At 52.6% G+C, this 11,644-nt stretch carries 9 protein-coding genes; 6 read left to right on the forward strand and 3 right to left on the reverse strand.

Translation table 11 applies throughout. The features are described from left to right. Nucleotides 1–37 precede the first annotated feature (37 nt). Nucleotides 38–394, forward strand: a complete 357-nt coding sequence (locus OGY83_RS22260; protein ID WP_286636934.1) for an MmcQ/YjbR family DNA-binding protein — start codon at nucleotides 38–40, stop codon at nucleotides 392–394. 84 nt (nucleotides 395–478) lie between these two features. Here the strand turns inward: OGY83_RS22260 and uvrA are convergent, their stop codons facing one another. Next, nucleotides 479–3,301, reverse strand: coding sequence for an excinuclease ABC subunit UvrA (uvrA, locus tag OGY83_RS22265; RefSeq protein ID WP_286636935.1), 2,823 nt, complete (start codon nucleotides 3,299–3,301; stop codon nucleotides 479–481). Between the two features lie 251 nt (nucleotides 3,302–3,552). On the opposite strand from uvrA, the gene ssb1 reads away from it, so the two are divergent. Then, nucleotides 3,553–4,077: a single-stranded DNA-binding protein SSB1 gene (ssb1, locus tag OGY83_RS22270; RefSeq protein WP_003826621.1), complete on the forward strand. Its 525-nt coding sequence runs from the start codon at nucleotides 3,553–3,555 to the stop codon at nucleotides 4,075–4,077. A 66-nt stretch (nucleotides 4,078–4,143) separates the two neighbouring features. Here the strand turns inward: ssb1 and OGY83_RS22275 are convergent, their stop codons facing one another. Next, nucleotides 4,144–4,425, reverse strand: a complete 282-nt coding sequence (locus OGY83_RS22275) for a YjcB family protein (protein WP_003826625.1) — start codon at nucleotides 4,423–4,425, stop codon at nucleotides 4,144–4,146. 551 nt (nucleotides 4,426–4,976) lie between these two features. On the opposite strand from OGY83_RS22275, the gene pdeC reads away from it, so the two are divergent. After that, on the forward strand, nucleotides 4,977–6,563 hold the full coding sequence (gene pdeC / locus OGY83_RS22280) for a cyclic di-3',5'-guanosine monophosphate phosphodiesterase PdeC (RefSeq protein WP_079938970.1): 1,587 nt from the start codon (nucleotides 4,977–4,979) through the stop codon (nucleotides 6,561–6,563). Nucleotides 6,564–6,565: 2 nt separating this feature from the next. On the opposite strand, the gene soxS is transcribed toward pdeC, so the two are convergent. Beyond that, entirely contained in the window at nucleotides 6,566–6,889 is a 324-nt protein-coding gene (gene soxS, locus OGY83_RS22285; RefSeq protein WP_079938971.1) for a superoxide response transcriptional regulator SoxS, read from the reverse strand. A gap of 86 nt (nucleotides 6,890–6,975) precedes the next feature. Here soxS and soxR point away from each other — a divergent pair, with 86 nt between their 5' ends. From soxR to OGY83_RS22300, 3 genes are all read left to right on the forward strand, one after another. Then, on the forward strand, nucleotides 6,976–7,434 hold the full coding sequence (gene soxR / locus OGY83_RS22290) for a redox-sensitive transcriptional activator SoxR (protein WP_003826630.1): 459 nt from the start codon (nucleotides 6,976–6,978) through the stop codon (nucleotides 7,432–7,434). Between the two features lie 608 nt (nucleotides 7,435–8,042). Then, the gene (gene ghxP / locus OGY83_RS22295; protein ID WP_079938972.1) at nucleotides 8,043–9,392 is read left to right on the forward strand and encodes a guanine/hypoxanthine transporter GhxP; all 1,350 of its coding nucleotides are present in this window, start codon (nucleotides 8,043–8,045) and stop codon (nucleotides 9,390–9,392) included. 157 nt (nucleotides 9,393–9,549) lie between these two features. Continuing rightward, nucleotides 9,550–11,196: a Na+/H+ antiporter gene (locus OGY83_RS22300; RefSeq protein WP_079938973.1), complete on the forward strand. Its 1,647-nt coding sequence runs from the start codon at nucleotides 9,550–9,552 to the stop codon at nucleotides 11,194–11,196. Nucleotides 11,197–11,644: the final 448 nt, after the last annotated feature.

An 11,644-nucleotide genomic window follows, 5' to 3' on the forward strand; every position in this document is an offset into this window, starting at 1 on the left:
GTTCTCATGAGGCAATATGCTGGTAAGGGGAATAAAGATGACGAATTCGGAGTTGCTGCAATACTGCATGGCAAAAACGGGCGCGGAGCAGAGCGTTCACAGTGACTGGAAGGCCACGCAAATCAAAGTCGAAGATGTGCTTTTTGCCATGGTAAAAGAGGTGGAAGAACGCCCGGCGGTGTCTCTGAAAACCAGCCCTGAACTGGCAGAACTGTTGCGCCAGCAGCATAGCGATGTTCGGCCAAGCAGGCATCTCAATAAGGCGCACTGGAGTACGGTGTATCTGGACGGCTCGCTGCCGGATTCACAGATTTATTATCTGGTCGACGCCTCTTATCAGCAGGCTGTGAACACGTTACCGGAAGATAAACGCCGGATACTGACGCAGTCCTGATCCGGTTCGCCGGATGCGGCGCAAGCGCCTTATCCGGCCTACAGGCTTTATGCCTATTCTGTAGGCCAGACAAGTGTTGCGTAATTACAACAGCGGTTTGAGGAAGCGGGCCGTGTGTGAGGCTTCACACTCAGCGACCGTTTCTGGTGTGCCGGAGACAAGAATTTCGCCGCCGCCGCTGCCGCCTTCCGGACCGAGATCGACAATCCAGTCAGCGGTTTTAATCACGTCCAGATTGTGCTCAATCACCACGATGGTGTTGCCCTGATCCCGGAGCTGATGCAGCACGTCCAGCAGTTGCTGAATATCCGCAAAATGCAGACCGGTGGTCGGCTCATCGAGAATATACAGCGTTTGCCCGGTACCGCGTTTTGACAGTTCGCGCGCCAGCTTCACGCGCTGTGCCTCACCGCCCGAGAGTGTGGTAGCGGACTGACCCAGTCGGATGTACGTCAGGCCCACGTCCATCAGCGTTTGCAGCTTACGCGCCAGCGCCGGAACGGCATCGAAGAACTCGCGTGCTTCTTCAATCGTCATATCCAGCACTTCGTGGATGGTCTTGCCCTTGTACTTAATCTCCAGCGTTTCGCGGTTATAGCGCTTGCCTTTACACTGATCGCACGGCACGTAGATATCCGGCAGGAAGTGCATTTCGACTTTGATCACGCCGTCGCCCTGACAGGCTTCACAGCGTCCGCCGCGGACGTTAAAGCTGAAACGCCCCGGCGTGTAACCGCGTGCACGTGACTCCGGTACACCAGCAAACAGTTCGCGCACTGGCGTAAACACGCCGGTGTAGGTTGCCGGGTTAGAGCGCGGCGTACGGCCAATCGGGCTTTGGTCAATGTCGATCACTTTGTCGAAATGTTCCAGGCCCTGAACGTCGCGATACGGCGCAGGTTCAGCTAGCGTCGCACCGTTTAGCGCTGTCTGCGCAATCGGGAACAGTGTGTCGTTAATCAGTGTCGATTTACCCGAACCGGAAACACCGGTAATGCAGGTAAATAAGCCTACCGGCAGCGTCAGGGTGACATCTTTCAGGTTGTTGCCGCGCGCGCCGGTGAGTTTCAGCACTTTTTCTGGGTCAGCCGCAACGCGATTTTTAGGCACTTCAATCTTGCGTTTACCGCTCATGTACTGGCCGGTCAGCGACTCAGGCACTGCCATGATGTCGTCGAGCGTCCCTTCGGCGACGACCTGACCGCCGTGAACACCCGCGCCCGGGCCGATATCGATAACGTGGTCAGCGGCGCGAATCGCATCTTCATCGTGCTCGACCACAATGACGGTATTACCCAGATTACGCAGGTGGATAAGCGTACCCAGCAGACGTTCGTTATCGCGCTGATGCAGACCGATAGACGGTTCATCCAGCACGTACATTACGCCGACCAGACCCGCGCCGATCTGGCTTGCCAGACGAATACGCTGGGCCTCACCGCCGGAGAGTGTTTCCGCCGAACGCGATAGCGTCAGGTAGTTGAGGCCGACGTTGACCAGGAACTTCAGACGATCGCCAATCTCTTTAAGAATTTTCTCGGCAATCTTCGCCCGCTGACCTGCGAGCTTCAGATTGTTGAAGAAATTCATTGCATGACCGATGCTCATGTCAGAAATCGCAGGCAGCGGCGTATTTTCAACAAATACGTGACGGGCTTCCCGGCGCAAACGCGTCCCTTCACAGCTGGCGCAAGGACGGTTACTGATGAACTTGGCTAATTCTTCACGTACCGCACTGGATTCCGTCTCTTTATAGCGGCGCTCCATATTGTGCAATACACCTTCGAACGGATGGCGACGTACGGACGTATCACCGCGATCGTTCATGTATTTAAATTCGATATTCTCTTTACCAGAACCGTACAGTACCACTTTATGCACGGTAGGGTTCAGGCTGGCCCACGGGGCTTCAACGTCGAATTTATAGTGTTCCGCCAGAGACTTAAGCATCTGGAAGTAATAGAAGTTACGGCGATCCCAACCACGGATAGCACCACCGGCCAGCGACAGTTCCGGGTTTTGGATCACCCGATCAGGATCGAAATATTGCTGCACGCCGAGACCGTCACAGGTTGGACACGCGCCCGCTGGGTTGTTAAACGAGAACAGTCGCGGTTCCAGTTCGCGCATGCTATAGCCGCAGATAGGGCAGGCGAAGTTGGCGGAGAACAGCAGCTCTTCCGCTTTCGGATCGTCCATATCGGCAACGACCGCCGTGCCGCCGGACAGCTCCAGCGCGGTTTCAAAGGATTCCGCCAGTCGTTGGGTGAGATCGTCACGGACTTTAAAGCGGTCAATCACCACTTCAATGGTGTGTTTCTTTTGCAGCTCAAGCTTGGGTGGATCGGACAGGTCACAGACTTCACCGTCGATACGGGCGCGGATATAGCCCTGGCCTGCCAGGTTTTCCAACGTTTTGGTGTGCTCGCCTTTACGCTCTTTGATCACCGGCGCCAGCAGCATCAGACGCTTACCTTCCGGCTGTGACAGGACGTTATCCACCATCTGGCTTACGGTCTGCGCAGCCAGAGGAACGTCGTGATCCGGACAGCGCGGCTCGCCAACACGGGCAAACAGCAGACGCAGATAGTCGTGAATTTCGGTAATTGTACCTACCGTGGATCGCGGGTTATGGGACGTCGATTTTTGTTCAATTGAGATGGCAGGAGAGAGCCCCTCAATGTGGTCGACGTCCGGTTTTTCCATCAGCGACAGAAATTGACGCGCGTACGCGGAAAGGGATTCAACGTAACGACGCTGCCCTTCGGCATATAAGGTGTCGAAAGCGAGCGAAGATTTGCCTGAGCCCGAAAGCCCGGTGACGACAATCAGCTTGTCGCGCGGGATGACGAGGTTGATGTTTTTGAGATTATGGGTGCGGGCGCCCCGAACTTCGATCTTATCCATTCATCTTTCCCGGATTAAACGCTTTTTTGCCTGGCTGCATGGTGCTACCGGCGATCACAAACGGTTAATTATGACACAACCTAACCTGAATGGATATACAGTATTGGAATGCAAAACGCAGACGTCTGTGCAACAATGTCTGGCTGGGGTTGTTTACTGGAATCAACTTCGCAACGTAGTAAAAGCGCTATTGGAAATGCTACAATCCCGCGCTTACACTTATTCAGTAACGTTTTTCAGGAGACACGATCATGGCCAGCAGAGGCGTAAACAAGGTGATTCTCGTCGGTAATCTGGGCCAGGACCCGGAAGTACGCTATATGCCGAATGGTGGCGCAGTTGCCAACATTACGCTGGCTACTTCCGAATCCTGGCGTGATAAAGCGACCGGTGAAATGAAAGAGCAGACTGAATGGCACCGTGTTGTGCTGTTTGGCAAACTGGCGGAAGTGGCCAGCGAATATCTGCGTAAAGGTTCTCAGGTTTATATCGAAGGTCAGCTGCGTACCCGCAAATGGACCGATCAGTCCGGCGTAGAAAAGTACACCACAGAAGTTGTGGTTAACGTTGGCGGCACCATGCAAATGCTGGGTGGTCGTCAGGGTGGTGGTGCTCCGGCAGGTGGCGGTCAGCAGCAGGGCGGTTGGGGTCAACCTCAGCAGCCGCAGGGTGGCAACCAGTTCAGCGGCGGCGCGCAGTCTCGCCCGCAACAGTCAGCTCCGGCAGCGCCGTCTAACGAGCCGCCGATGGATTTCGACGACGATATTCCGTTCTAATCCCACTGCGTTACGCTGAAAATAATGGCTACCTCAAGACTGGGGTAGCCATATGCAATTTTGTTATCAGTTCAACACCATCGGCCAGTCTGGCGGTGTGTGACTCATCACGTCAACCATCACGGTTTCAATGTTCTTCCAGATAGCGGACATATCCACCAGGGTTATGCCGAGCAATCCAGTCGCAAACCAGCAGGCAAAAACCAGCCCCAAACCGCTGCTAATGACGGCCAGGCCAATATAATCTGATTTACGAAAACGGATATTGAGCGTACTGGCTAAAAACATCAGCACCGCGCTGAGTAGTTGCCACCGCAGAAGAACCACGCCAGTTGTTATTGTCGCCATGAAAAACGTCCTCAGAAAGTCTGGATGCCCAGGACAGCGCGGGGGTGTTCACCGAGGGTGTGATACTCTGGCTATCGACGGGCAATCACATGAATGAAACATTGTTTCTGTTACATTATTTCTGTGAACTATATCACATTTGGTTGTTTGTTCACCACTATTGGACGTTATTTTTGTAGGCCTATAACCACTCTAAGAATGTGGTTTCTTTAATGAAGGGCTGATAATAAATAACCATGTTTTAAACATGTATTTAGTCTGCTTGTTATATTTATCCTAAATTAAACGTTAAAAAACTTTAATGAATTTCTTAAATGCAGCCAGGATAATGCCCATTAAAAATTACTCCGTGGGGATAATAACGTTATGAAATAAGCATAACTTTAAGTTTGCCTTACGGAAAAATAATATCATCATCAACTATTATCAGACTTTTACATAGAGAAGTCTGTTGCTAATACTGATAGATTCATGCAACTTAATCAGTCGGTGTTTATAGCATCCTGCCTTGATGGGTTCTGGCATATACGAAACAGGGAAATAGGGCTGACATGAATCACAGTGCGCGACGCAAGATGCTGAAGTTCCTGGGAACATTCATGGTGGTATTGTTCCCCGTGGTGCTGGCGATATGGTTTGCGCACATCCGGGCGATGACCGAAACCCATAACCAACTCCGCTCTTTTGCTCAACTGGTGTTAAATAAAACAGAATTGGTGATCCTACAAGCCGATTTGGCGCGTGATATGGCCCAGTTGTATCAGGGTAAGATGTGTACCCCGGCACATCAGAAAAGTATGCTGAATATTATTCGCGGTCGTTTATATATCAGTGAGCTAATTTATGCGCAGGGCGATCATTTTTTGTGCTCTACGTCTATGGCGCCGCCTGTTACTTATATTATGCCGACACCCGACTATAAACGTACGCCGGATATCGCCATCTATTACTACCGCGATACCCCTTTTTTCGCCGGCTACAGAATGACGTACATGCAACGCGGGAACTACGTCGCAGTCATCAATCCATTGTCCTACAGTGAAGTCATGTCAGATGATCCGGATCTCTCCTGGGGCGTGTATGACACAGTAACAGATACGTTTTTCTCTGCCAGCGAAGCGGCAAATATTGCGCAATTCGCGCCGCTGGTACGTGGTGAAGCCTCGACCTTTCAACAAGACGATCGCTTCTACACCATCGTGCACTCTGAAAAACGCCCAATTGCGATTATTGTGTCGACCTCAGACAACCGCGTGAGTCAGATTTTCTATCACGAGGCGGCGTTAACCATTCCCTTCGGGATTATCTGTAGCATCCTGATACTGCTAATGTGGTGGCGCACGCGCCAGGAATACTTATCTCCCCGGCGCTTGCTAAAGCGCGCGATCAAAAAACGTCAGCTTTGCCTGCATTACCAGCCGATCATTGATATCAAAAATGGACAATGCGTTGGGGCTGAAGCTCTGCTGCGCTGGCCGGGTTGTAAAGGTGAGGTGATGAGCCCGACGGAGTTTATTCCGCTGGCTGAAAAAGAGGGAATGATTGAACGGATAACGGATTATGTCGTTGAAGAGGTGTTCAACGATTTGGGGTATTTTCTTTCGGCGCATCCTCAGCTTTCTATCTCGATTAACCTTTCCGCTTCTGACTTTCATTCATCCCGATTGATTGCTCTGATTAACGACAAAAATCGTGAGTACTCCGTGGCGGCCCAACAAATTAAAGTTGAAGTGACGGAACGTGGGTTCATAGATGTACATAAAATGACCCCAGTCATTCAGGCGTTTCGCAAGGCGGGTTATGAAGTGGCGTTTGATGACTTTGGCACGGGATATTCCAATCTGCATAATTTGTCAGCGCTGAATGTCGATATCCTGAAGATCGACAAATCGTTTATTAGCACGTTGTCCACTAACAGCACCAGTCACTTGATTGCCGAACATATTATTGAGATGGCGCAAAGCTTACACCTGAAGACGATCGCGGAAGGGGTGGAAACGAAGGAGCAAATCGAATGGCTGCTTGAACGCGGCGTACAGTATTGTCAGGGCTGGTATTTTGCGAAGGCGCTGCCGCCGCAGGAGTTTATGCACTGGATACAACGGTCGCCCGCCATACTGACGCAGAGCGGGCAATAATCCTACAGACGATGGCGGTAGTCGCTGGGAGTACGATCAAATTCGCGGCGAAACACGCGCGAGAAGGTTTGTTGCGACACATAGCCAAGATCCATCGCGATATCAAAAATAGGTCGCTCAGTTGTCCGCAGTTCAACGGCGGCCAGCAAAAGTCGACGCTGGCGGATGTAGTCACCCAAGGTCTGGCGCGTCACCGTGCGGAACATTCTTTGTAAATACCACTTCGAGTAACCTGATTTTCTCGCCACCGCCTCAATGTTCAGCGGTTGATCGATATGTTCATCAATCCATTCAATAAGAGTCTGAATAATCTGCTGATGGGACATAGGGCTGCCTCTTTCTCAGTATTCGATTCGTCGTTTTGTCTGTGGGCGAGTATAATTCCTCAAGTTAACTTGAGGTAAAGCGATTTATGGAAAAGAAATTACCCCGGATAAAAGCGCTGCTTACGCCAGGTGAAGTCGCTAAGCGTAGCGGCGTGGCGGTATCAACCCTGCATTTCTATGAAAGCAAAGGGTTAATCAGTAGTATGCGCAACAGCGGCAATCAGCGCCGATACAAACGTGATGTGTTGCGTTACGTCGCGATAATCAAGATTGCTCAACGCATCGGGATCCCGCTGGCCACGATCGGTGACGCGTTAGGTGTATTACCTGAGGGGCATTCGCTTAGTGCCAAAGAGTGGAAGCAGCTCTCTTCGCAATGGCGTGAAGAACTGGATCGACGTATTCATACTTTGGTGGCGCTACGCGATGAGCTGGATGGGTGTATTGGTTGCGGTTGTTTATCGCGCAGCGATTGCCCGTTGCGTAACCCAGGCGATCAGCTTGGCGAGCAGGGGACCGGAGCGCGCCTGCTGGAAGATGATTAATTGGTTTAAAATATATGACGGATATGACGAGTATAAAACTAAAGCGCCACAGAGGGCGCTTTAGTTTGGTTCCGGTCTTTGTCTTTCACTCTATCCCGCTGGTTCACGGGAGGGTTTCCCCCGACATCAACACCCCTCAGTCGAGCACATTAGGGGAGGTTCCGGTCTGTGTTGATAATGTAAGTGTAAGCCACCTCTCTCTATTTGCCAGTGAAATGGTGATTTTTTAGCCAAAAAATTTTCCGCATCTTCACCTGTTTTCTTGCGCGAGTTGCGCGAAATAGACACTCTGATGTTGTAATAACTCCGCGAAATTTGTTGCCAGATTGCGCATTGACGATAACGTTTGCGCATCGACTGGTTATTAATTGTGCGTTATAAGAAGAAATGAGTAAAAAGCGGCAAAGTTCAGTTGAAAACCTGCGTATGATCGCTGGATAATCGTTTGCTTTTTTTTACCACCCGTTTTTTATGCGCGGAGCTAAACGTTTGCTTTTTTGCGACACCCCTATTGACGCAAACCTGGCACATGGAGAAAACGTTTGGCAGGCAGTGGATTGTCCAGCACGCATAATGACGAAAAAATAAACTCTCAGGGGATGTTTTCTATGTCTACGCCTTCAGCGCGTACCGGCGGTTCACTTGACGCCTGGTTTAAAATTTCGCTTCGCGGCAGTACCGTTCGTCAGGAAGTCGTTGCCGGATTAACGACCTTCCTGGCCATGGTCTACTCTGTTATCGTGGTTCCGGGGATGCTGGGTAAAGCCGGGTTCCCTCCTGCTGCTGTATTTGTGGCGACCTGTCTGGTCGCGGGCGTCGGTTCTATTGTGATGGGCCTGTGGGCAAACCTGCCGCTGGCAATCGGCTGCGCCATTTCTCTGACCGCATTTACCGCATTCAGCCTGGTGCTGGGCCAACATATTAGCGTGCCCGTTGCGCTGGGTGCGGTGTTCCTGATGGGTGTCCTGTTTACCATCATTTCCGCGACCGGTATCCGTAGCTGGATCCTGCGCAATCTGCCGCAGGGCGTTGCGCACGGTACGGGGATTGGTATCGGCCTGTTCTTGCTACTGATTGCGGCAAACGGTGTTGGTCTGGTGATTAAGAACCCGCTGGACGGTCTGCCGGTTGCGCTGGGTGACTTCGATACCTTCCCGGTCATTATGTCGCTGGTTGGTCTGGCGGTGATTCTTGGCCTCGAAAAACTGAAAGTACCGGGCGGCATCCTGCTGACCATTATCGGTATTTCCGTGATTGGCCTGATTTTTGACCCGGCCGTGCATTTCTCCGGTATTTTTGCCATGCCGTCTCTGAGTGATGAAAACGGCAACTCGCTGATCGGCAGCCTGGATATCATGGGCGCACTGAATCCGATCGTCCTGCCGAGCGTGCTGGCGCTGGTCATGACCGCTGTCTTCGATGCAACCGGAACCATACGCGCGGTAGCTGGACAGGCGAATCTGCTGGATAAAGACGGACAGATTATCGACGGTGGTAAAGCGCTGACCACTGACTCCCTGAGCAGCGTGTTCTCTGGTCTGGTGGGTGCAGCTCCGGCGGCGGTTTACATTGAATCCGCAGCGGGTACGGCGGCAGGCGGTAAAACTGGCCTGACAGCGATCACCGTTGGCGTGTTGTTCCTGCTGATTCTGTTCCTCTCTCCGCTCTCTTATCTTGTTCCTGTGTACGCAACGGCACCTGCGCTGATGTATGTGGGTCTGTTGATGCTGAGCAACGTTGCGAAAATCGACTTTGCTGACTTTGTCGACGCGATGGCGGGACTGGTAACAGCCGTATTTATCGTGCTGACCTGTAACATCGTTACCGGCATCATGATTGGCTTTGCTACCCTGGTAATTGGCCGCATCGTCTCTGGCGAATGGCGCAAACTGAACATCGGCACTGTGGTGATCGCCATCGCGCTGGTGGCCTTCTACGCTGGCGGTTGGGCTATCTGATTCAGCTTTCCTGACGATCCTAAAAACGGGTGGCTTTGGCCGCCCGTTTTCATTTTCAGAACACACTCGTTGTCTTTTGCGTTACTCTCAATTAGATAGAATTGAGGCACGACGCCTCTCATTAGCAATCATAAGAAACATCGCAAACAGGGAACGCATGGAAATCTTTTTCACCATACTCATCATGACCCTTGTGGTCTCGCTGTCGGGGGTATTTACTCGCGTATTGCCCTTCCAACTTCCTTTACCCCTTATGCAGATCGCCATCGGCGCCTTGCTGGCGTGGCCGACGTTTGGTTTGCATGTGGAATTCGATCCTGAGCTGTTTCTGGTCCTGTTCATCCCGCCATTGCTGTTTGCCGATGGCTGGAAGACGCCAACGCGTGAGTTTCTCGAACACGGGCGAGAGATCTTCGGCCTTGCGCTGGCGCTGGTTCTGGTCACGGTGGTCGGCATTGGATTTATGATTTACTGGCTGGTGCCGGGAATCCCTCTCATCCCAGCCTTTGCGTTGGCTGCTGTGCTATCGCCAACCGATGCCGTTGCCCTTTCCGGCATTGTGGGAGAGGGACGCATACCGAAGAAAATCATGGGCATCCTGCAGGGCGAAGCGTTAATGAACGACGCCTCCGGCCTGGTGTCACTGAAATTTGCCGTCGCTGTGGCGATGGGCACGATGGTGTTTACCGTTGGTGGGGCAACGCTTGAATTCTTCAAGGTAGCAATTGGCGGTATCCTGGCCGGTTTTGTCGTCAGCTGGCTGTACGGGCGGTCTCTGCGTTTTCTCAGCCGCTGGGGTGGCGATGAGCCGGCAACGCAAATCGTCCTGCTGTTCCTGCTGCCATTTGCGTCTTACCTGATTGCGGAACACATCGGCGTTTCCGGTATCCTCGCGGCAGTCGCTGCCGGGATGACGATCACCCGTTCCGGGGTGATGCGCCGCGCGCCGCTGGCGATGCGCTTACGTGCTAACAGTACCTGGGCAATGCTGGAGTTTGTGTTTAACGGCATGGTCTTCTTGCTGTTAGGGCTGCAACTGCCGGGGATTCTGGAGTCTTCTTTGGCGGCGGCAGAGGTCGACCCGAACGTTGAAATCTGGATGCTGTTTACCGATATCGTGCTGATTTACGTGGCGCTGATGTTGGTACGTTTTGGCTGGCTGTGGACCATGAAGAAGTTCAGTCTGCGCTTCCTGAAGAAAAAGCCGATGGAGTTTGGATCCTGGACGACGCGTGAAATCCTGATCGCCTCTTTTGCAGGCGTGCGTGGGGCAATTACCCTCGCCGGTGTGCTCTCCATTCCGCTGTTGTTACCGGACGGTAGCGGCTTCCCCGCGCGATATGAGCTGATCTTCCTTGCCGCTGGCGTGATTCTGTTCTCGCTGTTTGTTGGCGTGGTGATGCTGCCGATTCTGCTACAACATCTGGAAGTGGCTGACCACTCGCAGCAGCAAAAAGAGGAACGAATTGCCCGTGCCGCCACGGCGGAAGTGGCGATTGTCGCCATCCAGAAAATGGAAGAGCGTCTGGCTGCGGACAGCGAAGAGAACATCGACAACCAGTTGCTCACCGAGGTGAGTTCACGCGTGATTGGTAACTTGCGCCGACGCGCCGACGGACGCAACGATGTGGAAAGCTCGATGCAGGAAGAAAACCTCGAACGACGTTTCCGCCTGGCAGCGCTGCGTTCAGAACGCGCGGAGCTTTATCACCTGCGAGCCACACGTGAAATCAGCAATGAAACGCTGCAAAAACTACTGCACGACCTGGATTTGCTGGAAGCGCTGTTGATTGAGAATCAGTAAACGGTAGTGCCTGATGCGCTATGCTTATCAGGCCTACAAGACCGGCAATAGCGATGTAGGCCGGATAAGGCGCTGGTCACATCCGGCGAAGGGTGTGCCTGATGCGCTACGCTTATCAGGCCTACAAGACCGGCAATAGCGATGTAGGCCGGATAAGGCGCTGGCCGCATCCGGCGAGGGGGGTGTCTGATGCGCTACGCTTATCAGGCCTACAAGACCAGCATATCGATGTAGGCCGGATAAGGCGTTAGCCGCATCCGGCGAAGGGTGTGCCTGATGCACTACGCTTATCAGGCCTACAAGACCAGCATATCGATGTAGGCCGGATAAGGCGATGGCCGCATCCGGCGAAGGGTGTGCCTGATGTACTACGCTTATCAGGCCTACAAGACCAGCATATCGATGTAGGCCGGATAAGGCGTTAGCCGCATCCGGCGAAGGGTGTGCC

This window comes from Citrobacter sp. Cpo090 (assembly GCF_030332665.1).
Taxonomy (GTDB): domain Bacteria; phylum Pseudomonadota; class Gammaproteobacteria; order Enterobacterales; family Enterobacteriaceae; genus Citrobacter; species Citrobacter portucalensis.

Bases quoted from the DNA above. Each gene is read 5' to 3' on its own strand.
- OGY83_RS22260 (WP_286636934.1), top strand. From the start codon at position 38: ATGACGAATTCGGAGTTGCTGCAATACTGCATGGCAAAAACGGGCGCG.
- uvrA (WP_286636935.1), bottom strand. From the start codon at position 3,301: ATGGATAAGATCGAAGTTCGGGGCGCCCGCACCCATAATCTCAAAAAC.
- ssb1 (WP_003826621.1), top strand. From the start codon at position 3,553: ATGGCCAGCAGAGGCGTAAACAAGGTGATTCTCGTCGGTAATCTGGGC.
- OGY83_RS22275 (WP_003826625.1), bottom strand. From the start codon at position 4,425: ATGGCGACAATAACAACTGGCGTGGTTCTTCTGCGGTGGCAACTACTC.
- pdeC (WP_079938970.1), top strand. From the start codon at position 4,977: ATGAATCACAGTGCGCGACGCAAGATGCTGAAGTTCCTGGGAACATTC.
- soxS (WP_079938971.1), bottom strand. From the start codon at position 6,889: ATGTCCCATCAGCAGATTATTCAGACTCTTATTGAATGGATTGATGAA.
- soxR (WP_003826630.1), top strand. From the start codon at position 6,976: ATGGAAAAGAAATTACCCCGGATAAAAGCGCTGCTTACGCCAGGTGAA.
- ghxP (WP_079938972.1), top strand. From the start codon at position 8,043: ATGTCTACGCCTTCAGCGCGTACCGGCGGTTCACTTGACGCCTGGTTT.
- OGY83_RS22300 (WP_079938973.1), top strand. From the start codon at position 9,550: ATGGAAATCTTTTTCACCATACTCATCATGACCCTTGTGGTCTCGCTG.